Source organism: Croceicoccus sp. Ery15 (assembly GCF_020985305.1).
Lineage (GTDB): Bacteria > Pseudomonadota > Alphaproteobacteria > Sphingomonadales > Sphingomonadaceae > Croceicoccus.
Map to the genome: position 1 here is coordinate 189,102 of NZ_CP087588.1, position 25,813 is coordinate 214,914.

At 63.1% G+C, this 25,813-nt stretch carries 27 protein-coding genes; 8 read left to right on the forward strand and 19 right to left on the reverse strand.

The features are described from left to right. Nucleotides 1-147: 147 nt before the first annotated feature. From LOZ77_RS01015 to LOZ77_RS01030, 4 genes are all read left to right on the forward strand, one after another. On the forward strand, nucleotides 148-2,136 hold the full coding sequence (locus tag LOZ77_RS01015; RefSeq protein WP_230280440.1) for a ParB/RepB/Spo0J family partition protein: 1,989 nt from the start codon (nucleotides 148-150) through the stop codon (nucleotides 2,134-2,136). 155 nt (nucleotides 2,137-2,291) lie between these two features. Further along, nucleotides 2,292-3,233, forward strand: coding sequence for an ArdC family protein (locus LOZ77_RS01020; protein ID WP_230280441.1), 942 nt, complete (start codon nucleotides 2,292-2,294; stop codon nucleotides 3,231-3,233). A gap of 11 nt (nucleotides 3,234-3,244) precedes the next feature. Next, on the forward strand, nucleotides 3,245-3,667 hold the full coding sequence (locus LOZ77_RS01025; RefSeq protein ID WP_230281945.1) for a hypothetical protein: 423 nt from the start codon (nucleotides 3,245-3,247) through the stop codon (nucleotides 3,665-3,667). Nucleotides 3,668-3,967: 300 nt separating this feature from the next. Beyond that, entirely contained in the window at nucleotides 3,968-4,933 is a 966-nt protein-coding gene (locus tag LOZ77_RS01030) for a DUF2493 domain-containing protein (protein WP_230280442.1), read from the forward strand. A gap of 71 nt (nucleotides 4,934-5,004) precedes the next feature. On the opposite strand, the gene istB (LOZ77_RS01035) is transcribed toward LOZ77_RS01030, so the two are convergent. Both istB (LOZ77_RS01035) and istA (LOZ77_RS01040) read right to left on the reverse strand, forming a co-directional pair. Further along, nucleotides 5,005-5,772, reverse strand: a complete 768-nt coding sequence (istB, locus tag LOZ77_RS01035) for an IS21-like element helper ATPase IstB (protein ID WP_048578302.1) — start codon at nucleotides 5,770-5,772, stop codon at nucleotides 5,005-5,007. Then, nucleotides 5,769-7,259: an IS21 family transposase gene (gene istA / locus LOZ77_RS01040; protein ID WP_081261070.1), complete on the reverse strand. Its 1,491-nt coding sequence runs from the start codon at nucleotides 7,257-7,259 to the stop codon at nucleotides 5,769-5,771. Before istA (LOZ77_RS01040) ends, istB (LOZ77_RS01035) begins: the two co-directional genes overlap by 4 nt. Nucleotides 7,260-7,386: 127 nt before the next feature. On the opposite strand from istA (LOZ77_RS01040), the gene LOZ77_RS01045 reads away from it, so the two are divergent. Next, on the forward strand, nucleotides 7,387-8,613 hold the full coding sequence (locus LOZ77_RS01045) for an AAA family ATPase (RefSeq protein WP_230280443.1): 1,227 nt from the start codon (nucleotides 7,387-7,389) through the stop codon (nucleotides 8,611-8,613). On the opposite strand, the gene LOZ77_RS01050 is transcribed toward LOZ77_RS01045, so the two are convergent. Next, a complete protein-coding gene (locus LOZ77_RS01050; RefSeq protein WP_230280444.1) occupies nucleotides 8,610-9,254 on the reverse strand; it encodes a S24 family peptidase in 645 nt (214 codons plus the stop codon). The genes LOZ77_RS01045 and LOZ77_RS01050 overlap by 4 nt on opposite strands. Nucleotides 9,255-9,646: 392 nt before the next feature. Here LOZ77_RS01050 and LOZ77_RS01055 point away from each other — a divergent pair, with 392 nt between their 5' ends. Both LOZ77_RS01055 and LOZ77_RS01060 read left to right on the forward strand, forming a co-directional pair. Then, nucleotides 9,647-9,874, forward strand: a complete 228-nt coding sequence (locus LOZ77_RS01055) for an AbrB/MazE/SpoVT family DNA-binding domain-containing protein (protein ID WP_230280445.1) — start codon at nucleotides 9,647-9,649, stop codon at nucleotides 9,872-9,874. A 1-nt stretch (nucleotide 9,875) separates the two neighbouring features. After that, complete coding sequence (locus tag LOZ77_RS01060; protein ID WP_230280446.1) at nucleotides 9,876-10,268, forward strand: type II toxin-antitoxin system death-on-curing family toxin; 393 nt, start codon at nucleotides 9,876-9,878, stop codon at nucleotides 10,266-10,268. A gap of 176 nt (nucleotides 10,269-10,444) precedes the next feature. On the opposite strand, the gene LOZ77_RS01065 is transcribed toward LOZ77_RS01060, so the two are convergent. Together LOZ77_RS01065 and LOZ77_RS01070 are read right to left on the reverse strand one after the other, a co-directional pair. Then, on the reverse strand, nucleotides 10,445-10,720 hold the full coding sequence (locus LOZ77_RS01065; protein WP_230280447.1) for a hypothetical protein: 276 nt from the start codon (nucleotides 10,718-10,720) through the stop codon (nucleotides 10,445-10,447). A gap of 63 nt (nucleotides 10,721-10,783) precedes the next feature. After that, nucleotides 10,784-11,167, reverse strand: a complete 384-nt coding sequence (locus LOZ77_RS01070; protein WP_230280448.1) for a hypothetical protein — start codon at nucleotides 11,165-11,167, stop codon at nucleotides 10,784-10,786. Nucleotides 11,168-11,369: 202 nt separating this feature from the next. Here LOZ77_RS01070 and LOZ77_RS01075 point away from each other — a divergent pair, with 202 nt between their 5' ends. Continuing rightward, complete coding sequence (locus LOZ77_RS01075) at nucleotides 11,370-11,699, forward strand: hypothetical protein (protein ID WP_230280449.1); 330 nt, start codon at nucleotides 11,370-11,372, stop codon at nucleotides 11,697-11,699. 71 nt (nucleotides 11,700-11,770) lie between these two features. Here the strand turns inward: LOZ77_RS01075 and istB (LOZ77_RS01080) are convergent, their stop codons facing one another. From istB (LOZ77_RS01080) to LOZ77_RS01145, 14 genes are all read right to left on the reverse strand, one after another. Next, the gene (gene istB / locus LOZ77_RS01080; RefSeq protein ID WP_048578302.1) at nucleotides 11,771-12,538 is read right to left on the reverse strand and encodes an IS21-like element helper ATPase IstB; all 768 of its coding nucleotides are present in this window, start codon (nucleotides 12,536-12,538) and stop codon (nucleotides 11,771-11,773) included. Next, nucleotides 12,535-14,025, reverse strand: coding sequence for an IS21 family transposase (gene istA / locus LOZ77_RS01085; RefSeq protein WP_081261070.1), 1,491 nt, complete (start codon nucleotides 14,023-14,025; stop codon nucleotides 12,535-12,537). Before istA (LOZ77_RS01085) ends, istB (LOZ77_RS01080) begins: the two co-directional genes overlap by 4 nt. 100 nt (nucleotides 14,026-14,125) lie before the next feature. Then, nucleotides 14,126-15,574 carry a group II intron reverse transcriptase/maturase gene (ltrA, locus tag LOZ77_RS01090; protein ID WP_230280450.1) on the reverse strand — a complete coding sequence of 483 codons (1,449 nt, stop codon included), beginning with the start codon at nucleotides 15,572-15,574 and terminating at the stop codon, nucleotides 14,126-14,128. A gap of 612 nt (nucleotides 15,575-16,186) precedes the next feature. Beyond that, the gene (traU, locus tag LOZ77_RS01095; protein ID WP_230280451.1) at nucleotides 16,187-17,206 is read right to left on the reverse strand and encodes a conjugal transfer pilus assembly protein TraU; all 1,020 of its coding nucleotides are present in this window, start codon (nucleotides 17,204-17,206) and stop codon (nucleotides 16,187-16,189) included. Next, the gene (gene traW / locus LOZ77_RS01100) at nucleotides 17,203-17,841 is read right to left on the reverse strand and encodes a type-F conjugative transfer system protein TraW (protein ID WP_230280452.1); all 639 of its coding nucleotides are present in this window, start codon (nucleotides 17,839-17,841) and stop codon (nucleotides 17,203-17,205) included. Before traW ends, traU begins: the two co-directional genes overlap by 4 nt. Continuing rightward, nucleotides 17,838-18,359 carry a S26 family signal peptidase gene (locus LOZ77_RS01105; protein WP_230280453.1) on the reverse strand — a complete coding sequence of 174 codons (522 nt, stop codon included), beginning with the start codon at nucleotides 18,357-18,359 and terminating at the stop codon, nucleotides 17,838-17,840. The genes traW and LOZ77_RS01105 overlap by 4 nt, the downstream gene beginning before the upstream one ends. After that, nucleotides 18,356-18,700 carry a TrbI F-type domain-containing protein gene (locus LOZ77_RS01110; protein ID WP_230280454.1) on the reverse strand — a complete coding sequence of 115 codons (345 nt, stop codon included), beginning with the start codon at nucleotides 18,698-18,700 and terminating at the stop codon, nucleotides 18,356-18,358. The genes LOZ77_RS01105 and LOZ77_RS01110 overlap by 4 nt, the downstream gene beginning before the upstream one ends. Before the next feature lie 34 nt (nucleotides 18,701-18,734). Further along, nucleotides 18,735-19,115: a hypothetical protein gene (locus LOZ77_RS01115; protein WP_230280455.1), complete on the reverse strand. Its 381-nt coding sequence runs from the start codon at nucleotides 19,113-19,115 to the stop codon at nucleotides 18,735-18,737. Beyond that, nucleotides 19,112-21,655, reverse strand: a complete 2,544-nt coding sequence (gene traC / locus LOZ77_RS01120) for a type IV secretion system protein TraC (RefSeq protein ID WP_230280456.1) — start codon at nucleotides 21,653-21,655, stop codon at nucleotides 19,112-19,114. The genes LOZ77_RS01115 and traC overlap by 4 nt, the downstream gene beginning before the upstream one ends. Continuing rightward, nucleotides 21,652-22,239 carry a hypothetical protein gene (locus LOZ77_RS01125; RefSeq protein WP_230280457.1) on the reverse strand — a complete coding sequence of 196 codons (588 nt, stop codon included), beginning with the start codon at nucleotides 22,237-22,239 and terminating at the stop codon, nucleotides 21,652-21,654. Before LOZ77_RS01125 ends, traC begins: the two co-directional genes overlap by 4 nt. Then, entirely contained in the window at nucleotides 22,236-23,108 is an 873-nt protein-coding gene (locus LOZ77_RS01130; RefSeq protein WP_230280458.1) for a DsbC family protein, read from the reverse strand. The genes LOZ77_RS01125 and LOZ77_RS01130 overlap by 4 nt, the downstream gene beginning before the upstream one ends. Next, nucleotides 23,105-24,421 carry a TraB/VirB10 family protein gene (locus tag LOZ77_RS01135; RefSeq protein ID WP_230280459.1) on the reverse strand — a complete coding sequence of 439 codons (1,317 nt, stop codon included), beginning with the start codon at nucleotides 24,419-24,421 and terminating at the stop codon, nucleotides 23,105-23,107. Before LOZ77_RS01135 ends, LOZ77_RS01130 begins: the two co-directional genes overlap by 4 nt. After that, a complete protein-coding gene (locus LOZ77_RS01140; RefSeq protein ID WP_230280460.1) occupies nucleotides 24,421-25,236 on the reverse strand; it encodes a type-F conjugative transfer system secretin TraK in 816 nt (271 codons plus the stop codon). The genes LOZ77_RS01135 and LOZ77_RS01140 overlap by 1 nt, the downstream gene beginning before the upstream one ends. Beyond that, the gene (locus LOZ77_RS01145) at nucleotides 25,233-25,802 is read right to left on the reverse strand and encodes a type IV conjugative transfer system protein TraE (protein ID WP_230280461.1); all 570 of its coding nucleotides are present in this window, start codon (nucleotides 25,800-25,802) and stop codon (nucleotides 25,233-25,235) included. The genes LOZ77_RS01140 and LOZ77_RS01145 overlap by 4 nt, the downstream gene beginning before the upstream one ends. Between the last annotated feature and the right edge of the window lie 11 nt (nucleotides 25,803-25,813).

The window sequence follows — 25,813 nt, forward strand, 5'->3', positions numbered from 1 at the left end:
CGTGAGCTTTCTGGCATTTCGCTCTCAATTACGGGCCGACCGCAATCGGCCCACCCGCGGTCATAGAGAGGGAAGGGGGCTTGCTTCTGTTTGAGCCGAATGGGCGTCGAAGGTCGATGCCCGTGCTCATATTCAGGAGTATGTTCCATGATCAAGTCGATCCCGCTGGCCAAGTTGGTCCAGTCCCCTCGCAATGTGCGCCGTCACGGTGACCCAGCCGCAGATTCCGAACTGAAAGCGAGCATTGCAGCCCATGGGCTGTTGCAGAACCTCATCGTTCGGCCTGCGGCTCGTGGCAAATTCGAGGTCGAAGCCGGAGAGCGCCGCCGCTGCGCCCTGCTGGCGCTTGCCGAAGAGAAAGTCCTGCCGAAGGGCTACGAGGTTACCTGCCTCGTGCTTGAGGACGATGCGGAAATCGCAGTCGAAACGAGCCTGGCCGAAAACTTCCATCGCCTCGCGATGAACCCGGCCGACGAAGCGCAGGCGTTCGCTGCCCTGATCGAGGCAGGTGCATCGACGGAGGACGTCGCGCGCCGGTTCGGACTGACGGTCCGCTTCGTTGAAGGCCGTCTGCGTCTCGCCACCCTTGCACCCGTCGTCTTCGATGCACTGGCGGCCGGCGAAATCACTCTCGATCTCGCCAAAGCTTTCGGCGCGACCTCCGACCAGGAAATTCAGGCTCGCGTCTATGAACAGGCGTCTTCGGGCTATTATGCGCCCAGCGCCGACAGTATCCGGCGCATGGTGCTCTCCGGCACGGTTCGCGGCAACGATGCTCGGGCCCGCCTTGTCGGTCGCGAAGCCTATATCGCTGCAGGTGGCCGGATCGAACGCGAACTCTTCGACGACGATGACAGCGAGTCCTGGGTCGATGTCGCGCTTCTGGAAACGCTCGCCGCGGAGGAGATGGAAAAGCGCGCCAAGGCGCTCGCAGCAGAACAGGGTCTTGCCTGGGTCAAGCCGACGCTTGACGCCTATGCCAGTCACGATCTCGTCGAAGGCCTCATTCGACTTCCAGCCGAGCCGGCTCCGTTGACTGACGCCGAACTGGCCCGCCTTGACGAGCTCGATGCCTCGTACGACGAGCATGCGGCCATTCTTGAGGACGAAGACAGCGCCGAAGAAGCAATTGCTGCGGCCGAGGCGACGATCGAAGCGATCGAGCGCGAATGCCAGGACATTCGGGCAAAGCCCCCGGAGCTGGCACCCGAACTGAAGGCCGATGCCGGAATGATCCTCGTTCTCTCGCGCGACGGCACACCGGTTCTCCAGCCGGTGTTCTACGGCGAGCGCGACATCGAAGTCGTTGGTGACGAAGATGTCGTCGAAGTCGTTGCGAGTGTCGGCAGTGATGGCAAACGCCGTGCAGCGCTTTCCAAGCGCCTGGTCGACGAACTTGCGATGCAACGTCGTGACGTGCTCGCGCTCCACGTGGCCTCGGATCCCGGCCTTTCGCTTGACATCATGGTCTTCACCCTCGCGGATGCCGACACCCACGACTGGCGGTCGCGCGCGGCCACGACCCTGCGTGGCGGCGTCCCTGCGGGTCCGATTGTCGGGTTCGAAGCGAAGGATGCGCCGGCAAGCGCATCCCTTGCGGACCTGCGCTCTGGTCTCGATGAGAGCTGGCGATCTGGCGAAGACGCTTCGTCGCGCTTCAAGATGTTTCGGGCACTCGCCGATGAAAGCCGCGCAGCATGGCTCGGCTTCGTCGTCGCTCGCACGCTCGAGGCGAGTCTCAACATGGCAGGCGAACGTCAGATCACGTTTCAGGATCATCTGGGCAGCACGATCGGCATTGACATGTCGCAATGGTGGCGTCCGACCGCGGCAAACTACTTCGACCGCGTCTCAAAGCAGGTCATCCTTGATGCGCTCACCGATGTTGGCGGTTTGGAACTGTCCTCACGCTTCGCATCGGTGAAAAAGGGCGATCTTGCGATGAGCGCCGAGCGCGTCTTCGCGGGGACCTACATCACCGAGGTCGAAGTTCGGGAAAGGGCCCTCGCCTGGGTGCCTGAAGTCATGCGCTTTGCCGACCAGCCGGAAATTCCTGCCGACAACGATGCGCAAAGTCCCGACGCGGATTTCGTCGCCAACGACGACAATCAGCCCCCGAGCGAGCTGGCCGCCTGACCTCCTCCTGACAGGAACGGCTGCTCGCCACGGTGAAGCGGTCCTCCGGCACATGCCGGGGGGCCGCTTCCTTCATGGAAAGAGAGCGGAGGGGGCTCCGGGATCTCCGGCACTGACCGACGGAACTGTCGTCAGGCCATTTCAGGAGATCCAACATGGCCTATCGCAAGGGACAAAGCGGCGCAGTGTCGCCTGCTACCCGTATCACCCAGGAAATCATCGCCCGCCTCGAGTCCGGCACGAAGCCCTGGATCAAGCCATGGCGCGGTGTGCCAGTCTCGCGCCCATTGCGGGCGTGCGGCATCCCTTATCGCGGCATGAATGTATTCTGGCTCTGGATGGTTGCCGACATGTGCGGTTACGCCTCGCCGTTCTGGATGACCTACAATCAGGCCAAAGAACTGGGCGCACAGGTGCGCAAGGGTGAAAAATCCACCATCGCCATCTTCTACAAGAGCTACACCAAGGAAGTAGAAGCACCCGACACCGGCGAAAAAACCGACGAAAGCCGTCGCGTGTTGAAGGCCTATCCGGTTTTCAATGCTGATCAGGTCGAAGGTCTTCCGGAACGTTTCCATCCCGCCGCGACGCTTGAGGTGGTGGAGCCCGAGGGCCGTCAGGCTGAACTCGACTCATTCTTTGCCAGTATTCCGGCCGTCCTGCGTCATCAGGGCGACGAAGCCTATTATGAGCCGGTAGCTGACCGGGTGACAATGCCGCCCGCGCATCTCTTCTCGGGCTTCGACCACTATTACGCGACGCTCGCGCACGAGCTATCGCATTGGACCGGTCATGCCAGCCGCCTCGACCGTAATCTCAAGAATCGATTTGGCTCTGCAGCTTACGCTGCCGAGGAACTCATTGCCGAACTTTCGAGCGCCATGCTTGGCGCTGAACTCGGTCTGCCAGTCACACACCTGGATAGCCATGCGAGCTATATCGAGCATTGGCTCAAGCTCCTGAAGCAGGATGACCGTGCCATTCTCACCGCTGCCGCGAAGGCTGAGGAAGCATCAAGGCTTTTGCTCAGACTCGGAGGACGGATCTCTGCCGATGATATTGACGAAGCGTCTGACGACGCTGCGCTGGCCGCTTGAAGGAGGGCATCATGGGCCGATCGGTCAGCTATCCCAGCGGGGCCATTGTCGCCTTCACCGTGCTCGAAGTCGAAAACGACGACGACTGGGACTTCGAATATGAATGGCTCCGCGAGGATTTGCGCGAGCGCGCAGGGCAGGCATTCCCTTCCCTGATCGCGCACGACGGTTGGCGAAGCCGCGAAGACCGTATCCTCATGCGCAATGCCTATGCGGATTTCGGCGTGTCGGTTTACGCCGGCCTGGTTGCGGTATGGATCGTCGAGCGCGACGATGGCGCCTATTGGGATGCCGATTGGCGCACGGCCAGATCGCCCAGAGCACAACGCTGGCTGTCCCAGATCGCCTCGCGCTTTGAAGCGTTGTTCGGCGACTACGTCTGCCTCGGTCACATGTCGAACGGTGAGGGCGTCTACGCAAAACGGGTGGCCTGAATGCGCCAGTCACTTTGATCGTGCCGAGGTGCCTGTTCTCCCTGACGAAGCCTTCAGGTGCACTCATGGTCTGAAGCCATGCGAGAGAGGCCCTGGGCCAGCCGCCAGTCTTCCGCAACCCGGCTTGCGCAGGCCCGAGTTGGCCCGGCCCTGTGGGCCGTTGGCCTGCCCGCGCCAGCCTGCCCAAGCGGGTTTCCCCTGTCGGGTGCGGAGACTGCCTCAAGCTGGCCCTGACGGGCTCTCGCTGGCGCAGCCATGAGCGGGTGCGTCAGCCTCACGCCAGTCAGGAGGACAATACCCATGCACTCATCATTTTCTGACCAACTTGCCGGCCTCGATCTTTCCGGTTTTTCGATTGGTCCTGCCCCGGTTTCCACCAATGATTTTCCGGTCCACGATGCGGTCGTCCATACTCTCGAAGCGGTCTGGTCCGATCTTTTTGCGATGGTCTCTGGGACTGCGCTGGAGGCCGATGCCGAGGACCTCGGCTGGGCGTTCGTCAACATCTTCCACCGTTCCGCGACCCGCAAATCGACCGTCGTCGACCGCGCAACCGACGAAGTCCGAGCGCTCCTGGCCACTGCCGATGGATCCGAAATTCACACCCATGAACTCGAGACCCAGGTTGAGCGTGCGCAGTGTGCCGAAGGGGCCATGATCGCTCTCGAAGAGATGCGCGAAGTGGCCGCTGCCCTCTATCTCAACGAATTCGGCTCCTCGTGGAAGCCCGTGTCGAGTTCGCGCTTCAATCACAGCGCCATGCTGACTTCCGCGCTTGTGGAGGGCCGCGAGTTCGTCCGAGCCCGGTCCGAAGCCAAGCGCCGCGCCGCCATGCCAGAAGGTACGCCGGTGATCTTTGCCGGTGGCCGCACACGCCATCCAAACGAGCAGGACGCTCTCACTTTCGCCAACAACGTCTGGGCTACTCTGGACAAGGTTCACGACCGGGTTCCTGACATGGTTCTTGTCCACGGCGGTGATACCAAGGGCGTTGACCGTCTGGCATCTTCTTGGGCGGAACGACGCAACATCCCGCAAATCAGCTTCTCCCTCGACATGCGCCTGGGGGCACGCGCAGGCTTCAAGCGCAATGAGCGTATGCTCTCGCTTGACCCCCGTTATGTCGTCGCCTTTCCCGGAAACGGGGTCCTGGAGCGCCTCGTCATCGAAGCGAAATCCCGTCGGATTACCGTCGTAGATCGCCGCGGTCCTGTCAACGGCGGCGTAAAAGTCGTCCATTGGGCGGAGCAAAACCAGGCCACTTGATCCGGGTGTTGGCGAGCGCCGGGAGGGCGTAGCCCGAGCGGGGGTCGCCAACACCCGGATTGCCGTTTCTGTCAGGGGTTGGGACGTGCTTTGCGTGCCTGGCTCTGGGCCAGGCGATAGCTCTCGCCGTTCATCTCGAGGATGCTGACGTGGTGGGTGAGCCGGTCGAGGAGCGCGCCTGTCAGGCGCTCGGAACCGAACGTCTCGGTCCATTCGTCGAACGGCAGGTTGCTGGTGATCAGCGTCGAGCCGCGTTCGTAGCGCTGTGAGATCAGCTCGAACAGCAGTTCCGCGCCGGTTTTGGAGAGGGGCACGAACCCCAGCTCATCGATGATGAGAAGCTTATAGCCGGTCATCTGCTTGTGTAAGCGCAGTAGGCGGCGTTCGTCGCGTGCCTCCATCATCTCGCTGACCAGCGCGGAAGCAGTGATGAACCCGACCGTCAGGCCCTTCTGGCAGGCCGCCAGGCCAAGACCGATCGCGACATGGGTCTTGCCGGTCCCCGACGGGCCAAGGGCGATGACGTTCTCGCGACGGGTAATCCAGTCACAACGCGCCAGTTCGAGCACCTGCATCTTGTTGAGCTTCGGAATGGCGGCAAAGTCGAAGCTGTCGAGGCTCTTGGCGGCCGGGAACCGCGCGGCCTTGATCCGGCGCTCGACCATCCGGCGTTCCCGGTCGATCAGTTCCAGTTCGACAAGCCGAGCAAGGTAGCGGACATGATCTACGCCCTCTGCTGCGCATTGCCGGGCCAGCTTGTCATGCTCGCGCAGGAAGGTTGGCAGCTTGAGCGTCTTGAGGTGGCTGGCGAGCAGCAGTTCGGGAGCTTGGCTGCTCATGCCGCTGCTCCGCCGGTCAACAGCCGCATGTACGAGCGCGCCGATGTTGTCTCCACTCTGGCCCTGGGCAGGTAGGGATAGATCGCCATGTCCAGTCGGGGCGGGCGGCGCTCCACCCGGCATAACAGGAGATGCTTCACCGCATCGAAGCCGATCGCGCCCATATCAAGGGCCTGCTTCACCGCGCCATGCAGATCGGCCAGAGCGAAGCTCTCCAGCAGGCGCAGTACCTGCACATATTCGCGCCGGCCATGCTTGCCCATGCGCGTCTCCATCAGCCGGCGCAGCGTTGTAAATACCTCGGGCAGGTCCCAGCCCTGCAATGGTGCGGCCTGATCGAGGGCATTGATCTTCTGTTCGATCAGGGGAAGGTAATGGATCGGATCGAAGATCACATCCTCGCGCTCGTAGCTGCGCACATGGCGGGCAATGATCTCGCCCCGGCAACCGATCACCACCTCGTCGACATAGCCCCTGATCCACACCTCCTGGTGGCCGAAGCGCACCGGCACCGAGTAATCGTTGGTCCGGTAACGCACCAGCGCCTGCGATGAGACCTGGCCGCTGGTCTGGTCACAGGCCTCGAAGGGGGAAGCCGGCAGTTCCTGCATCGCCGCCAGATCGCGCCGCAGCCTCTCGCCAATCGTCTCACTCTCGCCCCGCAGCCGGTCGTTCTGCCGTTTGCGGCATTGCTCCTCGAGCCACAGGTTGAACGCCTCCCATGTCGGGAACCGGGGGATCGGCACCATGAAGTTGCGCCGGCAATAGCCGACAAGGCCTTCAACGCCGCCCTTATCGTTACCCTTGCCGGGGCGGCCGTAACGATCACGGATCAGGTAGTGCGACAGGAAGGCGCTGAACAGCCTCGCGCGCAGCCGCGTCCCGTCAGGCAGGATCTTCGAGACCAGGCAGCGGTCGTTGTCGTAGACGATCGACAGCGGCACCGCGCCGAAGAACGCAAAGGCGTGGACATGGCCGTCCATCCAGGCCTCGGCAACGGCAGCCGGATAGGCGCGTACGTAGCAGGCGTCGCTGTGCGGCAGATCGAGCACGAAGAAGTGCGCCTTCTGCTCCACCCCGCCGATCTCGACCAGAGCTTCTCCAAAATCTGCCTGCCCATGGCCGGGTGCGTGTGCCAGCGGCACGAACATCTCCCGGCTGCGCTGATCCCGATCCCGGATGTAATCCTTGATGATCGTGTAGCCTCCGGTGAAGCCATGCTCTTCGCGAAGGCGATCGAACACACGCTTCGCCGTATGGCGCTGCTTGCGCGGGACCGACCGGTCCCCATCCAGCCAGCCGTCGATGATCGGTATGAACGCTTCCAGCTTCGGTCGCCGCACCGGGGCGCTGCGACGGTAACCGGGCGGCTCGGAATACGACAGCATCTTGCGGACCGTGTCGCGCGATATGTTGAAATGCTTCGCTGCCGCCCGGGCGCTCATGCCGCCCGCGCAGGCAAGACGAACCTTCAGGTAAAGTTCCACGGTGTAAATCCCTCATCCCTCCTCGCCAGCATCGCGAAAAGGGAAAAAGTGGACGACTTTTACGCCGCCCGCAGCAGCACTTCGCCGCCGCTACCGTGGTCTAATTTTGCACCGCCGTTCTCACTCGATGGTCGGCAATGCCGACAAGGAAAAGCTCGTGCGGCTTGCGAACCTGCTTCAGCTAGACCGCTTCGCCAGCATCGGCGACAGGAAGCAATTGGGCGCTGTCGATGCGGGCAAACCCTTCGACGTCATGCAGAAGGCTGGTGTTGAAACCGCGATCATGAGCACCAATCTGCGCGCCCGAGAAAGAGCGCTGCGCGATGCGCAATATGCAGCGCAAGGCGGACATATTGATAAAGCCTTGCGGCATCTCGGGCCACATGTCGTTGCGTCGGGTAATGCAGCTGCCGTCGATGCTGCGGCGGCATGGCTCTCGCTATCGCCGGCCGAGCGCGAGGTAACCGCGATCTATGCATCGGGTCGCAACTTGCGCGGACAGGTCAACGAAGCGGTCCAGACCGGACTCAAAGCCAATGGAGAATTGGGGCCGGGTTCGATGCGGCTGAATGTCCTTTCGCGCGTCAATCTGACGCGCGAGGAAATGCGCTATGCGCGCAGCTATGCGGCCGGCATGGTGCTCGAAGTCGATCGCCGGCAACGGGCGCAGGGGCTTCAGAAAGGCCGCTATGAGGTGATCACGACCGATCCTTCCCGCGAACGCGTGACCCTGCAGAACGGGAAGGGCAAACGCATTGAATTCCGGCCGGGTCAGATGCGCCCGCAAGGCGAGCAGGATTCCCTGCGGGTTTTCGAGCTTCGCCCTCTCGAAATCCATGACGGCGATCGCATTCGCTGGACCGCGACCGATCAAAAGCGCGGGCTCTTGAATGCCGATCAGGCGCGCATCGTGGCGGTCGATGGGAAATCGGTGACAGTGAAAACCTCGCTCGGTGTCGAACACCAGCTGGGGCTAAAGGATCCCATGCTTGAGCGGCTTGATCTCGCCTATGCGCTCAACGCGCATATGGCGCAGGGCCTGACCTCCGACCGCGGGATCGCCGTCATGGACAGCCGCGAACGCAATCTCGCGAATCAGCAGACATTTCTCGTGACGATAACCCGTCTACGCGACGGCCTCACCCTGTTTGTCGACAATGCCGACAGGCTCGAAGCCGCAGTCGAGCGCAATCCGGGCATGAAGCGCTCGGCGCTCGAGACGGTCGACCTGCTGCGCCATGCCGCAGCCACCGGTCAGGCCAAGGGAAGGACGCCCGATCCGTCGCAAGCACCCGCCCGCGAGCCGCCCGAACTCGACCGCTCGATCACCAAGCCCTTCGAAATCGGGATCTAGCGCAATGCGCGGCCGAACCAGAGCACGCGGCCCACGATATTGATTGTGCGCTTCTCCAGCCCGCGCCAGCTGGGATAGGCGGGATTGTCGCTCAGCACCGAGACGCGCTTACCCTGCGGCTCGATCGCGACCCGCTTGACGCTCAGCATATCGTCCATGCGCAGGACATAGATTCCGTCGCGCAGCCGGGCCTGGCCGTCGCTCAAATCGACCATGACCTCGTCGCCATTGGCCAGCGTCGGCGCCATGGAATCGCCATGCACGGCGATGATCGAAAGGCTGCTTGCCTTGCTCGCCGTCAGCCGGCGCAGCCAGTTCTCGTCGAACCCGAACTGGGCACATTTGGCTTCCATCTCGGCGAGCGCGCCGTGTCCCGCCGAGGCCTCGACATCGAGAATGGGCACATGGACCAGTTCGACCACTGGGCCTGCGCGACGCTCGGGCGCGCCGAGGACTTTCTCGTCCACCCCGAAGAAGCGCGCCAGAACCGCGCGATCCTGCTCGTCCAATTGCCGGGGGCTGCCGCGCCGGATGTACTGCTGGATATAGGCCGCATTGCGTCCCAGGAGCCGGGAAACCGAAGAATAGTTGCAGCCTCTTTGCTGGATCAGTTCGTCCAGAGCTCTACGCGCATCGTCCATCGCTGTTGGTCCTGTTGCGTCAGTCTAGGAATTTCTGTCCTAGACTATAGGAACCCTTCCTATTAAGAACAAATTAAGAACGCAAGCAGAAAGTGAGTCGAGGTCGATGGAGCTTTTGGAGCAGATTGAAACCTACATGGCGCACACCGGAATGCGGGCGAGTACCTTCGGGAGAACGGTCGTCGCAGACCCTCGTTTCGTGCAGGACCTTCGCGCCGGGCGGCGACCGAGGCTCAAGACGCGGCAACGTGTGTCGCAATATTTGACGGGTGACTGTTGAGCGGGAATGATTGGAAGGCCAAAGCTATGAAAGGGTAATGCCCCTTTGCGCCCATTGGGCCAGACGTTCGGTTGCACTTGAGCCGAGCGCGTTGGCGCGTTATAACCATCGTATGAACGCGAGCCTTAAGATCACTAAAATCGGTAATTCTGCCGGTGTGGTTCTGCCCAAGGAACTGCTTGCCACGCTTCGGGCGGGCGTGGGTGATACTCTATACGTTTCTGAGACGCCCGAAGGAATCCGCATTACCGTGTCGGACCCGTCGTTCGAAGCCAAAATGGCTGTGGCAGAACGTATTATGCGTGAAGACAGGGATATCCTGCGCGCACTAGCGAAGTAAAATGGTGCAAACATCCGAACCGGTCTGGATCGAGACCGAACTGGCGCTTGCCATTCATGATCGTCAATTGGCGGAGCATGGCGGCCCCATCGGACTGCGCGATGCGGATGCATTGGAATCTGCTTTAGCCCGTCCTCGCAATCAGTGGGCTTATGGCGATACCGATCTCTGCAAACTCGCTGCTGCATACGCCTATGGTCTGGCCCGTAACCATCCATTCACGGATGGCAATAAGCGGACTGCCTGGGTGCTCGCGCGGCTTTTTCTGGCGCTGAATGGCTATAAGATTACCTATAAACCAGAAGATGCAGTCCGGATGGTACTTCAGCTTGCCTCAGGCGAACTCGATGAGGGGGCTATTGCCGAGTGGCTGACGACCAGGCAGGTCGAGTGAGCCGAAAGAGCGGCAACGCAGTTTCCAGTAGTTTTCCTGTCGGACAACCTGCCTGCCGTACATTCGGTCATCTACACGCGATGTAACGGCCTTCAGTGGTATCAACCTCGCGCCAACCATTGGCGAATGCGTTGCAGTCAGCGTGATGTCTGTTCCGCACGCGCCGCTACGCGCTCCTATTTGTTGAAACCCAGTGAAGTGCGAATGCTATCGAGATCGAAGTTATCATATCGATGGCGGCGGCTTGCCAGATAGGACTGGGCTTTGCCGGAACGGATGAGTTCGAAGATTTTGATTTTTGCATCGATGATGCTGTCGAACCTTTGCTTGCCCAGAACATTGTTCATCGCGATGCCGAAACCATCGGTGGTTTCACGAACTTCGACCAGAATTCCTTTTTGGCTGATTACATGTGTTCCGTCAGGCCTGATCTTCCAACGCTTTGAACCCACAAAGCGCTTTTTCGCATCGATCGATTTCAGGTAGATCTCGTGATATTTACTCGCGTCATTTGTTTAAGTTAGATGGTCGCAGCAATCGGTTCCGACGGCCATCGCGCCCCATGCTTCATGTTCGATCGCATAAACGTAGCGAATTTCGGTTCCGCACAACTCGCAGTTACCATCCAACTCGCCCAAATCATCAACGCCAACCCACTTCCATCCGTCACGCGGCATGACATGACCATGCTCTTCGGCATGGCACCCTTTGCAAAGGGCTTCGCAGTCTGTCGTTTCATAATCCCACGGCAATCGCCCGCGAATGTATCGTTTGTGATGCACTTGCAGTACTACGTCGTCGTCTCTGCCCGAACGGAGACAACGGAAACAACAGCCGTTGTGTAATTTGATAACGTCCTTTCGAAACGCAATCCAATTGGCGTGGCGGTATTGCTTCATAGCTTGTCTCACTTCCCATCATAACGCACTGCGCTGTGCTTTTTGAAGGGGAAGGGGAATTTGAAAATCTGTGACTTTTGCACCGGTTTTGCTACGAATGTTCGACCGACTGCGACGTTCCTGAACGCATTTAGCTTCCCATATGAAATAATGCAGCGACAGGGCGGCTGACACGTTTCTGAATGAAGACTAATAGTTACTGATGCAGGTCAATCAGCCTATTCCCGATTCCGATGATGTATGGGCTCTGTCGTTGGAAGGTGGCCTGCGCATCAGGGCAACCGCCAGCCCAGCATCGCCCATAGTCGATGAATTTTTCGAAGCCTATGAACGCGCTTTCGTGCTTCCCGACGAGAAGGAGGATATCGCGGGGTTTCGTGCCTGCCTTGCGATGAATGAAGACAGGGGGTGTTCCGGTCCGCCATCGCACCGCGAACTCATCGCTGTTATCGAGGATGACGGGGGAACCCTGCTGGGTGTCAACGGCGGCGTAAAAGTCGTCCATTGGGCGGAGCAAAACCAGGCCACTTGATCCGGGTGTTGGCGAGCGCCGGGAGGGCGTAGCCCGAGCGGGGGTCGCCAACACCCGGATTGCCGTTTCTGTCAGGGGTTGGGACGTGCTTTGCGTGCCTGGCTCTGGGCCAGGCGATAGCTCTCGCCGTTCATCTCGAGGATGCTGACGTGGTGGGTGAGCCGGTCGAGGAGCGCGCCTGTCAGGCGCTCGGAACCGAACGTCTCGGTCCATTCGTCGAACGGCAGGTTGCTGGTGATCAGCGTCGAGCCGCGTTCGTAGCGCTGTGAGATCAGCTCGAACAGCAGTTCCGCGCCGGTTTTGGAGAGGGGCACGAACCCCAGCTCATCGATGATGAGAAGCTTATAGCCGGTCATCTGCTTGTGTAAGCGCAGTAGGCGGCGTTCGTCGCGTGCCTCCATCATCTCGCTGACCAGCGCGGAAGCAGTGATGAACCCGACCGTCAGGCCCTTCTGGCAGGCCGCCAGGCCAAGACCGATCGCGACATGGGTCTTGCCGGTCCCCGACGGGCCAAGGGCGATGACGTTCTCGCGACGGGTAATCCAGTCACAACGCGCCAGTTCGAGCACCTGCATCTTGTTGAGCTTCGGAATGGCGGCAAAGTCGAAGCTGTCGAGGCTCTTGGCGGCCGGGAACCGCGCGGCCTTGATCCGGCGCTCGACCATCCGGCGTTCCCGGTCGATCAGTTCCAGTTCGACAAGCCGAGCAAGGTAGCGGACATGATCTACGCCCTCTGCTGCGCATTGCCGGGCCAGCTTGTCATGCTCGCGCAGGAAGGTTGGCAGCTTGAGCGTCTTGAGGTGGCTGGCGAGCAGCAGTTCGGGAGCTTGGCTGCTCATGCCGCTGCTCCGCCGGTCAACAGCCGCATGTACGAGCGCGCCGATGTTGTCTCCACTCTGGCCCTGGGCAGGTAGGGATAGATCGCCATGTCCAGTCGGGGCGGGCGGCGCTCCACCCGGCATAACAGGAGATGCTTCACCGCATCGAAGCCGATCGCGCCCATATCAAGGGCCTGCTTCACCGCGCCATGCAGATCGGCCAGAGCGAAGCTCTCCAGCAGGCGCAGTACCTGCACATATTCGCGCCGGCCATGCTTGCCCATGCGCGTCTCCATCAGCCGGCGCAGCGTTGTAAATACCTCGGGCAGGTCCCAGCCCTGCAATGGTGCGGCCTGATCGAGGGCATTGATCTTCTGTTCGATCAGGGGAAGGTAATGGATCGGATCGAAGATCACATCCTCGCGCTCGTAGCTGCGCACATGGCGGGCAATGATCTCGCCCCGGCAACCGATCACCACCTCGTCGACATAGCCCCTGATCCACACCTCCTGGTGGCCGAAGCGCACCGGCACCGAGTAATCGTTGGTCCGGTAACGCACCAGCGCCTGCGATGAGACCTGGCCGCTGGTCTGGTCACAGGCCTCGAAGGGGGAAGCCGGCAGTTCCTGCATCGCCGCCAGATCGCGCCGCAGCCTCTCGCCAATCGTCTCACTCTCGCCCCGCAGCCGGTCGTTCTGCCGTTTGCGGCATTGCTCCTCGAGCCACAGGTTGAACGCCTCCCATGTCGGGAACCGGGGGATCGGCACCATGAAGTTGCGCCGGCAATAGCCGACAAGGCCTTCAACGCCGCCCTTATCGTTACCCTTGCCGGGGCGGCCGTAACGATCACGGATCAGGTAGTGCGACAGGAAGGCGCTGAACAGCCTCGCGCGCAGCCGCGTCCCGTCAGGCAGGATCTTCGAGACCAGGCAGCGGTCGTTGTCGTAGACGATCGACAGCGGCACCGCGCCGAAGAACGCAAAGGCGTGGACATGGCCGTCCATCCAGGCCTCGGCAACGGCAGCCGGATAGGCGCGTACGTAGCAGGCGTCGCTGTGCGGCAGATCGAGCACGAAGAAGTGCGCCTTCTGCTCCACCCCGCCGATCTCGACCAGAGCTTCTCCAAAATCTGCCTGCCCATGGCCGGGTGCGTGTGCCAGCGGCACGAACATCTCCCGGCTGCGCTGATCCCGATCCCGGATGTAATCCTTGATGATCGTGTAGCCTCCGGTGAAGCCATGCTCTTCGCGAAGGCGATCGAACACACGCTTCGCCGTATGGCGCTGCTTGCGCGGGACCGACCGGTCCCCATCCAGCCAGCCGTCGATGATCGGTATGAACGCTTCCAGCTTCGGTCGCCGCACCGGGGCGCTGCGACGGTAACCGGGCGGCTCGGAATACGACAGCATCTTGCGGACCGTGTCGCGCGATATGTTGAAATGCTTCGCTGCCGCCCGGGCGCTCATGCCGCCCGCGCAGGCAAGACGAACCTTCAGGTAAAGTTCCACGGTGTAAATCCCTCATCCCTCCTCGCCAGCATCGCGAAAAGGGAAAAAGTGGACGACTTTTACGCCGCCCGCAGCAGCACTTCGCCGCCGCTACCGTGGTCTAATTTTGCACCGCCGTTCTCAACTGCTCCGTGCTGCCTTCAGCCCAGACCGAGTTACCCGGATGGGCGATGCCCGGCCTGCGCCACGATGCGATTTTCCTCCCGGGGACACGTTTGTGCTTGGCCCGCAGCCACAGCCAGAGACGTTGCCGCACATGCCAGTCGAGACTGGCGAAGATCGACTTCGCCCCCACGCAGTAGCGGTAGTACGCAGACCACCCGCGAAGGTATGGATTGAGTTCCTGAAGCATGGCCTTGAGCGAACGCCGGAGCGTCTGCCGTCGGGCCAGTTGATTTACCCGTATCCTGAATCCGTTGATCGGCTCGCGCGGGATTTCGATGCGGGCGTGCAGCCCGAACCGCTTGTCCCATTTGAGCCTCACGCGGCATCCAAGGAATCGACAGCCCTCGGTCAGCGCTGTGATGCGCGTCTTCTCGGGCGAAAGCGTCAGACCCATTGCTTCGTGCAGGTAGGTCGCCAGCGCCTGCTTTTCGGCAAGGGCGTCAGCTTCCGTTCCCGACACGAAGATCAGGAAGTCATCGGCATAGCGGACGGGATAGAAAACCGGTCGCCCGGCCTTGCGATCCTTGTCGCGCCTGATCGCCGCCAGCCTGATCCCATCGGATTTCAGCTGTGGGTCCTCGCGGCGTTTTACCCAGTCCCGATATCTTTCCTCGATCACGCCAAGCGCGATGTTGGCCAGCAGCGGTGAGAGCACTCCACCTTGCGGCGTGCCGGTGTCTGTCGGGCTGTACGAGACATCCTCCAGAACCCCGGCCTTGAGGAACTGCACGAGCAACCGGTTCACCTTGCGGTCCGCGACGCCGTGGCGCACGCGTTCCATCAGCGGGTGATGCCCGATATTGTCGAAGCAGCCCTCAATGTCGCCTTCGATTACCCATTGGTACGGCGCTTTGTGTCGGCGACCGTCCGCCGCAGGTCTGCCCCGCGACTGGATGGTCACACGGATATGTTCAAGGCAGGCCTGACTGCCCCGTCCGGGCCGAAACCCGTAAGAGACTGGCCAGAACCGGGCCTCGAAGATCGGCTCCAGTACTTGCTTGACCGCGCACTGCACCACGCGATCCTTGACTGTAGGGATACCGAGGGGTCGGAACTTCCCTGGTTTGCCCGGCTTGGCGATCCATTTCCTGCGTGCAGGGGACGGGCGGTAGGCGCCCGACCGAAGCTCCTCGCGAAGCTTCCGCAGAAATTCCATGGCACCAATGCCGGATGCAATTCTCGCTACGGTCTCCCCGTCGACTCCCGGAGTGCGCTTGCCTCGATTACCGGCAATCGTTTTCCAGGCCAACTGCAGGTTGCGGGGATCGGTTACCCAATTCCACAAGTCGCAGTATGGTTCTTCAGGGTGTTCCCGACTCCACTGGTAGAGCTTTCGCTGAACGCCGAGGAGCCAGACCTGTGCGGCCTGATTACCAGAGTCCACTGGTAGTTCCTCCGTCATGACAGCCCACCGGCTTCCTGCCTGCCTTCGCCATGTGGACGGCTTTCCCGTCCTCGGACTACTACGCAGGCTCCGCCCCACCAGCGCCCATCCCCGGTCTCCGCGGATAGCCTGCTCCGAAGCAGGCGGACGATGGTGGTTCCCGTGTTCCGACGATCAACCTTGGACCCGTAGGTGCGACGCTTAACCCCTTGCGGCTCGGGCGTGCGGACAAGAAAGGACGACCCGCACACGAGTGCTCTGCGAGCACCCACCAGAAGGCAGCGCAACACGCCAACCGGTTCACACCGCGATCTCCCCACCCCGTCAGGTGATCGGGAGTTCAACTGTAAATAAAGAGGCTTCAGACACGTCATTCGCTTGTATCTCACCATAGATCCTGTGGTAGCCCGGCCTGCGGCTGACGGGCCGCATCCGGTACAGTTCAGGTCTCCTGCTCTGAGGCCGACCGCCGGATCGCGGCAAACCTTGGAGACCCCCTTCCGCCCCGACTCCTTCCGCCGGGTGGGGTGGCATCGCAGCCACCGGTCATTCGTCAGCAAGACGATGAAAGGATATGTTGTTGTATTACATACATATTTCCTTTCTGCGCCGTCACGGCGCTCGCGCGCAGCAGTTCCGCTTGCGCCAGACGAGGTATCCCATGTCTTCGCCGATGGCGGGGATGACCTGTCCGGCCGATTGAAAGGTGGTGGAGGCACCGATGGGCGGGCAGGCGTAACGGCCCGAGGTCGCCGGGTTGGGGTTGGTGGCCTGGAAGCGGTATTGCTGCTTACGCATCACCGGCATCAGGTATTTGCCGCACAGGCCCTTGGACCCCATCGTTCCCCACGAGACGAGTTCGCGGTGGAGCTTGTAGGCAAATCGCGAGAGCACGAGCCGCGAGGCCTGGACGTGGCCTATGCTGGCCGAGACATTGCCGTTCATCGGGTACATCGACCCCTGGCACCCCGCGCACCAGAACATCTCGTCAATCGGCAGCTTTGCGGTCGAGGCGACGCAGTCGGCCGCACAGGCAGCGAGCGCCAACGGGTTGGCGAAGAGCACGGCTTCAGGGTTGATGATCGCCGTGAGCTCGGAATCCTGCCACAGCGGATCGATCTCGGAGATGTAGAGGATGTCGATCGAGCCCGATTCCAGGCATAGGAAATCGGCGACGATCTCCATCCAGTAGATCAGCGGATAGGCATACCAGTGGACGTGCCAGCTCGAATAATACTGGCTCGCACCGCCCACCGCCGATGGACCCGAGATTGACCGGAATCCGATATCGAAGCCCGGATCGAGTTTCATGCCGCCGAGGTTCACGAAGCACCACGGCTTCATGCTGACATCGGCAAGCCGCACCGGTTCCCAGAAGCCCATGGCGATCCCGGGCCTCAGACCGCACAGGCAAACCGGCAGGTCGGGGTTATCGGGATCGGGCCGGCTCGACGGCCAGATGTCCAGCCCGCCGATCGAGATCGGGAAAAGGCACGACCAGCAGATGTCGGTGATCGGGTTGACGAAGCTGCCGGTGCAGCGACCGGGACCGGCATCGGCCATCGCAGGCGTCGCGGTCGCGAGACCAAGAATGGCGGCCAGCATGAGCGCCAGCTTTCTTAAGTGCGTCATTGGGCTGTCCTCCTTTTCGGTGGCAGCGCGATTTCGCTGACTTCGAGCAGGCGGCCCTGCTGGCGCACGCGTGCGGGCACCGACCTGATCCCGAACCTTTCCGTGAGCTTGCCGCCCTGGTCGAAATAGAAGCGCCGCTTACGGGCCTTCATCAGCTCGAGCGGCGCGCCCTTCACCAGGATCAGCTTGGCATTGGCGTCCTGCTTGAGCGCCCAGGCGAGCTGGTCGGGATCGTCGCCGTCGAGGAACAGGAGATTGCCGCGAAGGCCGACGCTGTCGAGCGGATTGACCCTCGTGCCAGCGGCATGGATCAGCTCGCCTTTTGCGCCGCGGATATCGGCAGCGAGCGTGATCGTCGGGTCGAATTGCCAGCGCCGCGCTTCGCTGGCCCGGACGATCCCGGCGACGGGGTCGGGCCGGCCCACCCGCGCGATCGTGCGGCGCTTCAGGTCTTCATTGAGCCGCGCAGTTTCGCCCGAACGTTCCATCTGCGTCAGGCGGGAATGGATCTGCTCGAGGAGGTCGCGCTCGATCACGGGAAACACCGTGCCGCGCTGGCCATAGTCGCGCGCCAGCACCTCGGCAGGGCAGAGCAGGACTGCAAGCAGGGCCGCAGGGAGGATGAGCTTGCTCACAGGATCGCCCTCCCGCTGCCGAGGATCTGGCCGCGGCAGACGAAACCGATCTCGGCGTAACGGCTGTCGAGGCCGCGGGGATGGCTGGTCCCGGTGTAGAAGCAGCCGTCGGGGATCGGGCCTTCGGGGCCTTTGTGAAGCGCAATGCCGAGACGGGTCTCATCGAGCCGCGCGGCGATCTTGCGACCGTTAATGAAGACCTCGTGACCGCGGTGGCTCACGACATCGCCCGGCACACCCAGCACCCGTTTGCCGAAGAGCTGCGCGCCTTTTCCGAAATGCATTTCGACGAGCCTGCTTGCGGGCGGCTCGAAGAAGATCAGGCTGCCGCGCTCGATCCGCGCGTGCTTGTCGAGCCAGAAGGCCCAGTTGGGCAGGCTCGGGCTGGCATTGATGAGGAAGGCATGGTCCTTCGCGAAGGCGTCGATTGCGGCCCATCCGAGTGGCAACAACACCAGCGCGGTCAGGACAAGTGGTCGTTTGATCGTGCGGACAACGCGAGCGGCAAACTGCGTCACTGACGGCCTCCCTGCTCAAGCTGGCGGGCGATCCGTGCGCGCAGTTCGTCGGTAGCATCGGGGGCATCGCCCGCGAGCACCGCTTCGCCGACCAGCACCACGCGGCCATTGGTCCCCATTTCTGCAACAGCGCGTTCGGACGCCTGGAGGAAAGCGAGCACGCGCGCCTGGCTGGCTTCGGGATCCTGTTGCCCGCGCGCTTCGCCATCGACAAACGCCGCGATGGTCTCGGCAAGCCGGACGGTGACGATCTGCTGGCGCGGCTCGGACAGTTCGCGGCTGACCCAGGCCGCCCAGAGCAGCGCGGCGACGAGCGCGAGCACGCCAAGAATTCTCAGCAACAACGGGCGATTGAAGGATGGTAATCTGCGCCTGTCAGTCACGGTTTGCCTCCCGGGCCGGATGGTTGTCGAGATCGGCCGCGAGCCGCTTCAGGAAGCGCGGCATGCGGAACAGCGTCACCGCGCCAGCGAGGACGAGGAAGCAGCCCTTGAGGTCCTGGCTGAACAGGCTGCGGCGCAGCCCGTCGGCTTCGAGATAGCGGTCCGACAGATTGGCGAGCTGGGTGAAGAGGCCGCCAAGGTCCCAGCCCGCAACGAACAGGAACAGCGCGAGCGGCAATCCCAGCACGATCAGCAGTGAAGTCGCGGCAAAGCGTGCGGTCTCGATGAGGACGAAACAGCTCCCTTGCAGGATTGGCAGCAGGCTGCGGAGATTGGCCGGAGGGGTCCGGTCGACGAGATGCGAGACCATCATTGTCCGCCTCCCGCCACGATCCGGATGGCATCGGCGAGGCTGTGCCCGCGCCGCTCGCAGTCCTGGATCGCGGCATAGGTGTCGGGATCGGAGGAGTAGATCGTCGCCGAGAAGGGATCGAGCACGAGCCGGCCGACCGCTTCGGTTTCGGGACCCTTGATGAAGACCTCGCTGTACTCGGTGCCCGAACGCTTGAGGCTGCGGATCAGCGTTTCGGTGCGGTCGTCCATGTCGAGCCGCGCGTTCGCCCTGAAATCGGCGATCGTCTCGGCCTTCTGCTGGAGCACCAGCATCCAGTCGCTGTTCTCGAGCGCGGCGCGCGCGCCATCGGACTTGTAATAGTCATTGAGGGACTGGGTCGCGGTCGCAAGCGCGCCGCCATATTTGCGCGCGGTGCGGGCGTAGGTCTCGACGAACTCACCCATCGATCCGCCCTTGAGCATGGCCCAGGCCTCGTCGATCAGCAGCAACTTCTTGGTCGCCCGCGATGAGCGCGTCATCGCCTGGCTGGTCATGAACATGATCGCCGAAAGGACGACGCTTCGCAGTTCCTCGCGGGACGCGAGATCGCTCATCTCGAAGACGGTGAAATCATCGTCGAGTGCGAAGCTCGCCTTGCCTGCAAAGAACCCGCCGTAGCTGCCGCCGCGGCAGAAGGGCGCGATCGCGGTGGCGAGATCGCGGCCCGCCTCGCTCTCCGAGCCATGGAGCGCATGGGCGACATCGTCGACCGATGCGCCGCTTCCCAGTGCCTCCCAGGTCGCGGTTACGGCCCGGTCGATCAGTCCGCGCTCGGTGTCGCTCGGTGCAGTGCCCGGTCGCGCCATCTGGCCGACAATCGCCTTGATCATGGCGAAGCAGTCGAGGCGGTAATCCTCGTCTTCGTGCGCACGGGCATCGTCGATCATCGAGAAGGGGTTGAGCGAGAAGCCCGAGGCGAGCGTGAACTCGACGAAGCGTCCGCCCTGCAGTTTGACCGAATGCTCAAAACTGCGCCCGTCGTCGATCACCACGACCTTGGCGCCGGCACCGCGTAGGGCGGCGCAGAGCTCCTGCAGCAGCACCGACTTGCCCGAGCCCGACTTGCCGCAGATCGCGATATTGTGATTGCCGGCATTGTTTTCGAATGGCGACCACCAGAAGGGCTGCCCGCGGCGGCCGACAAGCAGGAGGTGCGGGATCACGCCGCCGAGATATTCGCCCTGCATCGGCGCGATATGCGCCGCCGTCGTCGAGAGCATGGTCTTGAGGCGCTTTAGCCGCGCCATGTCGTTGGCGAGGCCATCGGCAAGGCTCAGGGGAAAGGCAGCGACGAGGCCCTGCAGCTGGAGGAAGCGCTCATCCGCCAAATCCCAGCCCGCTGCCTTGTATATCGCCTTGATGATGCGTTCGTGCGCGTCGCCCTGGCCGAGCGGCGAGATGCTGGTGAGCCCGTAGAACAGCTTCACGAGTTTCTTGCCGGCCTGGAGCTCGGCCTGGACGTGGCGCCATTCGGCCGACTGTTCGGCGAGCTTGGGAAGAAAGCGCGCGCTCTTGGTCTGGCTGAGACTGGTGGTGCGCATGAACTTGAAGCCCGCGCGCGCCGAGGCGGCTTCCTGGTCGGGGTAGACCAGGCACAGCATGGTTGCCGTCGGACAGGGGAAGCGCAGCTTGTCGGTGAACATGTCGCCGATGAGCCGCGCGCATTCCCAGGGTGCCCAGCGCTCAGGGGTAGAGCGCACGGCATAATGCCGCACGTCGAAATGGTCGGGATAGCATTCGCCGACTTCGGGATTGCCCTCCTCGTCTCGGCCCGTCTCGCGAAAGCGTTCGGTCCTGAGGATCAGGCGATCGTCGCCGACCTCGAGCTCGATGTCGCGGCGGATCGCCTGGACATCGAGCGTATCGTGGGGGTTCCACGCATGAATGTCGGTCTCGTGCGCGGTGGTCGGCGAGGTGAGCTCGTCGATCAGCGCCAAGAGGCCGCCTGGACGCAGCTCTTGCGCGTGCAGTCCGAGTGAATGGAGCATGCCCATCAGCCCTTCGCGGCATTCGGAGAGTTCGGCATCGGTCACGCTGCCGGGCACCGGCACGCCGAGCGAGACGATCAGCCGGACGTTGCGGGCGTGGAAGGGCGCATGCGCCGAGCCCGAATTCCAGACGAGATCGTAAAGGCGCCTGGTGCGCGCCCTGGCGATAGCCTCGTAGATGCCGCCCTGCTCGTAGCGCGGAGCGAACCAGGGGCCGACCACGCTGCCGATCCGCGGCGATGCGAAGTTCAGGACCTGGAGACAGGCGCCCTGCGGCAGGCCTTCGGAGAAGAACTGCCCGAGGATCTCGCCGGTCCGTTCGTCGGCACCGATCAGCGGGGTGACCTCGAGCACGAAGCCCTTCGAGCGGGCGTTGCGGTAGAGCTTCGCCCCCTCGTCATAGACCCGGTAGGGCAGCCAGTCCGAGAGCATTTCGAGTCCGAAATGCGCCTGCGGCTTTTCAGGCCGAGCTGTGTCGGCAAACAGGCCCCGCGAGAGTGCGTCGCGCGCGGCAGCAAGGGATAAAGTCACCGGCTCTCTCCTTCTTGTGTTTCGGGGTGGGGGACCGGCTCGCGGGGAGGGGAAAACGAGCCAGGTCCCCCGGGTTCCGGCGCGTCAGCGCCGGGCATCGCCGGAACGGGCTGCGAGGGGATGAACAGCTGTTCCGGCAATGTGTCTGCCTCTAGGTTTTTCGGCGGTTGGAAATCGGGTGCGGGGTTGCCCTCGCGCGTCGCGGCAATGGTCGATGCCAGCGAGCGCAGGACTTCGCGGCGGCCCTGCGGGGCGCGCCAGCCTGTCCCTGCCTGTTCGGGCAGCGTCAGGTGAACGACGCGCGCCTCATGGTCGCGACCCGCCGCGTCGCGGTAGGGCGTCAGCACGACCTGCAGGCGGCGAACCGCTTCTCCGGTCGGGGTCACCGTCCGATGCGACTCTGGCTTGTCAGCCTTCTCGATGCCGGTCGCCCCGGCATCGATCGCGGAAGTCGGCGCGCAGGTCCCTTCGGGAGCGCGGCAGGCAAAGCTGCCTTTGACGTTGCCGCCAAGGCTGGCGCAGCCACTGGCCAGAAGGAGCGGCGCAGCGAGCACCACGGCGCGACGGATCGGAAGCCGGCTCATTGCGCCTCTCCCTTGCCTTCGACGACGAAGCGGCGGATCGCCGCGGCATCGCGGTAGCCATGCAGCACCGCCCCATCGCGGGCGCGCACGATAACCGGAGTTCCGGCAAACCCATTGGCCTTCGCGAAGGCTTCATTGGCATCGAGCGCCTTGGCTTCCTTGCAAGTCTTGCCGGTCGCCGGCGCCTGGCCGGCGTAGGCCGCATGGAGCGCCTTTGCCGGATCCTTGGCGCACAGTACCGCCTCGGAGATCTTGCGGCTTGCCGCGCCGAAGATCGAGATCGGTCGCTCTTCGACATGGACCTTGGCCTTGGCGAGTTCGGCGGTCAGGCGCTGGCAGTAGCCGCACTGGAAATCCGAGAAGACGACCAGGCGTTCGCCCTTGGGGTTGCCCCAGTGGATTGCGCCCGCAGCCGGAAGCGACGAGAGGTCGACATGGCTGGCAGCCGCCTGGATCGGCGCTTCGTCGTGTCCCGCCGGCGCGTCGCTGGCTACGCGCGCCGCACCCGCCGCGAGCAGGTCAGGATTGAGTTCGAGCAAGCGGGCAGCGGTGACGTCGCGCCGCTCTTCCATGTCGTAGAGACGGCCCACGAACAGGTAGCGGGCGGTCTCGTCGATGTAGAACAGCGTGTCGCCCGAGACGACTTCGCACCAGGGGCCAAGCGTGTCGCAGCTGATCGCATCGATCGGGGTCTTGGGCAGCCGCAGCTTCAGTGCCTGCGCGACATCGCTGGCCATGCCGGCAGCGCTCGCAGGCATAGCGGTGACGGCAGAGACTCCGAGCGTCAGCACGGCGGCGGCGCTCGAAAGGGCAAGGGCAAGGTGGGCGGCGCGGGTCTTCAGGCCCGGCCGGTGCTCATTGTAGTTCATTTGGAAGGGCTCCTGACGTGGACGCCGTCGAGAAAGACGATCTCGACCTCGATGCCGGTCGGCATCTCGACGACGGGTTGGTATTGTTCGGCGCGTTCGATGAGGTATCGGCTGACGGTGTCGGCAGCCTCGCCGGCACCCTGGCCGAAGCCACCGGCGAGAATGTCGGTCGGCGACAGCGCTTCGCGCTGACCGTTGGCGCCGACAGGCTGCGTGAAGATGCCGTTGGCGTTGGCGGAAAATCCGCGGCCGAAGCCGCCGACAATCCCGGCCAGCAGCGCCTGGCTGACAAGGCTGCCTTCGCGGCTGACCACGCGGCCGCGCACGCCCGACTTTCCGGCAAAGGAGATGAAGCCCTTGACCTCGCTCACCGCGAAACGGCCGCCGGGCTGCGCGCAGGTCATGCGCACCAGCTTGACGTAGACCTTCTCGGCCGAGAGATCGCCGCGCGCAGCTCCATTGACGAGGCAGCCGGTAATATCGGTGGTGAGTAGCTTGTTACCGCGCATCACCGAGCGGGCCGGTCCGGTGATCCTGAGAACCACGGGAAGCGGATCGCTCTGGCTGGCAACGCCGGTCGAGGCATCGACACCCACGATGACCGTTGCCGGTGCGTAGCTGTTGGGCGGCAGGTAATCGCGGCTCGCTTCGAGCAGCAGGGCTGGCGCAGTCTCGGCTGCGCGCGGCTTGCCGTCCTTGCCCGTCTCCGCGCTGAAACTCATCAGGCTGAGCTGCCCGCCCTGCGCTTCCGGCCCTCCTTGCGGTGGCTGGACAGCCCCGCCGGTGCCTACGCCGGGACCATAGGCCGGTGGAGGCGGCAGCGGCGGCGCGGCAGAAGGTGATTTCGCAGCGTCGCTGATCTGTGAGCGCAGATTGGCATTCTCGGCCGAGATCGCGTCGATCGCTGCCTGGCCGTCGGAGCGCATCTGCGCGTTCTCGCTGCGCAGGGCTTCGAGCTCCTGCTCGATCTCGGGGCGCGGCAGCTGGGCCTGCTGCAGATCCTTGATCGCGCGGCCCTGCGCATCGAGCCGGTTACCATAGCTCGCGACGAATTCGCGCTGCGAGAGGTTGCGATTGACGAGGCCGCCGGTGTCGATCGTCGCCGCACCATTGGCATCGGTGCCGCCCTCGTCGCCGTCGCCGCCGAAGATGAACATCCCGCCGCCGATGAGCGCGATGGCCCCGATCCCGGCGAGCAGCATCTTCTGGCGCTGCGCGATCTGCGAATTGAGGTTGCGCCGTCCGCCTTCGCGCGCTTCCGGCGAGCCCGGCAGAGGCCTTTTTTCGGCGTCCTTCTGTGTTGCCTCGGCCATCAGTTGAGCCCTCCCTTGGCAAAGACAAGGAAGGCACTGGTCGCTTCACCGGGAGCGAGTGCGTCGCGGCCATAGGCAAAGGCGAGCGCGCCTGCGGGACCCTCTCGCTCGGAGCCAAGCGCAAGGCTCTCCTGGCCGAGGTTGCGTACGAGAAAGCGCTGTCCGGTGAGTTCATCGCCCTGATATTCGGTGACCAGCTGAACCTCGATCCCGCCGGTGCGGCGCGGAGCCGAAAGTTCGGCGCGGGCAGTGAACCCGGGCAGGACGGCATCGCTCGCCATCGCCTCGATCAGGCGGATCGCAGCGTCCTCCGGCCCGGTCTCGGTCTCCCATTCGGTAGCCGCGGCTTTGGCTAGCGCGGGATTGGTGATGAAGAGCTGGGTCGCTTCCTCGCCGCCGAGGCGGCAGGCGAACTTGTAGACATAGCCCGCCTTGCTGGTCGCAAAAAAGCTGACCCGGGCAGCGGCAAATTGCGGGGGCACGGAGATATAGATGTCTCCGCGCACCGGCTCGTGCGTCACCTGGAAGTCGTTGTAGGGAAAGCCGCTCGCGATCTTCGAGACATTGGCGAAGCCGTCATCGATGAGCGCAATCCGCGTGAGTTCGCCGCGGGCGAGCTCGCAGTCGATGGTCGCATTGTCGGCCGCTTCGACGAACTGGTCGGCATGTGCCGGAACCGGCGCGAGCGCGAAGGCAAGCACGGCTAGGCCGGTCAGCTTGAGGCCGGGATCGGGGCGCCGTGTCGCGCCGATCGCGAAACAGGCAAGGCCGGTTCCGGCAAGCGCAGCAGCGAGGGGAGATGGGAGAAGGCTCATTGGCCGGGTTCCTCCTTGTCGGTGGGAAGTTGCTCGAAGCCGACGAGAGCGAGGCTGAGACCACGCTTCGACCAGCGAAAACGGAAGGAGCGGCGCTGGCTCGCGATCACCTGCGCGCCGACAAAGGTCTTGAGCGTGCCGGTGACGGTCGAGGTCAGGGCCTTGGGGTCGACATGCATTTCCGCGATCACGAAGGCCTGGCTGATGTCCGAGCCGCGCTGTTCCTCGACGATTCTGACGAGCGCGGCCTTGAGGCGGCCGTGCGCGGCGGGATCGGCGAGCTTCAGGATGTTCGCCATCCAGTAGTCGAGGCTTTCGGGTGCCCGGTTGAGGAGCATCAGCGCCGTGTCGCGGGTGACGAGTTCGAGATAGGGCGCGTCGATTCCGCCGCTCGAGACGGTGATCCGCTCGGCGGTAATCGGCACCAGCACAACCTGCTCGTCGCGGGTCACGGCGGCGCCAAGGCTGACCAGCGTAGTGAGGCCAAGGACACCTGCCAGCACGGCAAAGCGGTTGCGTTGCCGAAGGTAAGTCTGCGCCTGTTCGTGCGCGAATTCTGCTCGCATGGTTTGCCTAC

What these genes read in the sequence shown, in the direction of transcription:
- LOZ77_RS01015 (WP_230280440.1), top strand. Translation starts at nt 148, where the DNA reads ATGATCAAGTCGATCCCGCTGGCCAAGTTGGTCCAGTCCCCTCGCAAT.
- LOZ77_RS01020 (WP_230280441.1), top strand. Translation starts at nt 2,292, where the DNA reads ATGGCCTATCGCAAGGGACAAAGCGGCGCAGTGTCGCCTGCTACCCGT.
- LOZ77_RS01025 (WP_230281945.1), top strand. Translation starts at nt 3,245, where the DNA reads ATGGGCCGATCGGTCAGCTATCCCAGCGGGGCCATTGTCGCCTTCACC.
- LOZ77_RS01030 (WP_230280442.1), top strand. Translation starts at nt 3,968, where the DNA reads ATGCACTCATCATTTTCTGACCAACTTGCCGGCCTCGATCTTTCCGGT.
- istB (WP_048578302.1), bottom strand. Translation starts at nt 5,772, where the DNA reads ATGAGCAGCCAAGCTCCCGAACTGCTGCTCGCCAGCCACCTCAAGACG.
- LOZ77_RS01045 (WP_230280443.1), top strand. Translation starts at nt 7,387, where the DNA reads ATGGTCGGCAATGCCGACAAGGAAAAGCTCGTGCGGCTTGCGAACCTG.
- LOZ77_RS01050 (WP_230280444.1), bottom strand. Translation starts at nt 9,254, where the DNA reads ATGGACGATGCGCGTAGAGCTCTGGACGAACTGATCCAGCAAAGAGGC.
- LOZ77_RS01055 (WP_230280445.1), top strand. Translation starts at nt 9,647, where the DNA reads ATGAACGCGAGCCTTAAGATCACTAAAATCGGTAATTCTGCCGGTGTG.
- LOZ77_RS01060 (WP_230280446.1), top strand. Translation starts at nt 9,876, where the DNA reads ATGGTGCAAACATCCGAACCGGTCTGGATCGAGACCGAACTGGCGCTT.
- LOZ77_RS01070 (WP_230280448.1), bottom strand. Translation starts at nt 11,167, where the DNA reads ATGAAGCAATACCGCCACGCCAATTGGATTGCGTTTCGAAAGGACGTT.
- LOZ77_RS01075 (WP_230280449.1), top strand. Translation starts at nt 11,370, where the DNA reads ATGCAGGTCAATCAGCCTATTCCCGATTCCGATGATGTATGGGCTCTG.
- istB (WP_048578302.1), bottom strand. Translation starts at nt 12,538, where the DNA reads ATGAGCAGCCAAGCTCCCGAACTGCTGCTCGCCAGCCACCTCAAGACG.
- traU (WP_230280451.1), bottom strand. Translation starts at nt 17,206, where the DNA reads ATGACGCACTTAAGAAAGCTGGCGCTCATGCTGGCCGCCATTCTTGGT.
- LOZ77_RS01115 (WP_230280455.1), bottom strand. Translation starts at nt 19,115, where the DNA reads ATGATGGTCTCGCATCTCGTCGACCGGACCCCTCCGGCCAATCTCCGC.
- LOZ77_RS01125 (WP_230280457.1), bottom strand. Translation starts at nt 22,239, where the DNA reads ATGAGCCGGCTTCCGATCCGTCGCGCCGTGGTGCTCGCTGCGCCGCTC.
- LOZ77_RS01130 (WP_230280458.1), bottom strand. Translation starts at nt 23,108, where the DNA reads ATGAACTACAATGAGCACCGGCCGGGCCTGAAGACCCGCGCCGCCCAC.
- LOZ77_RS01135 (WP_230280459.1), bottom strand. Translation starts at nt 24,421, where the DNA reads ATGGCCGAGGCAACACAGAAGGACGCCGAAAAAAGGCCTCTGCCGGGC.
- LOZ77_RS01140 (WP_230280460.1), bottom strand. Translation starts at nt 25,236, where the DNA reads ATGAGCCTTCTCCCATCTCCCCTCGCTGCTGCGCTTGCCGGAACCGGC.
- LOZ77_RS01145 (WP_230280461.1), bottom strand. Translation starts at nt 25,802, where the DNA reads ATGCGAGCAGAATTCGCGCACGAACAGGCGCAGACTTACCTTCGGCAA.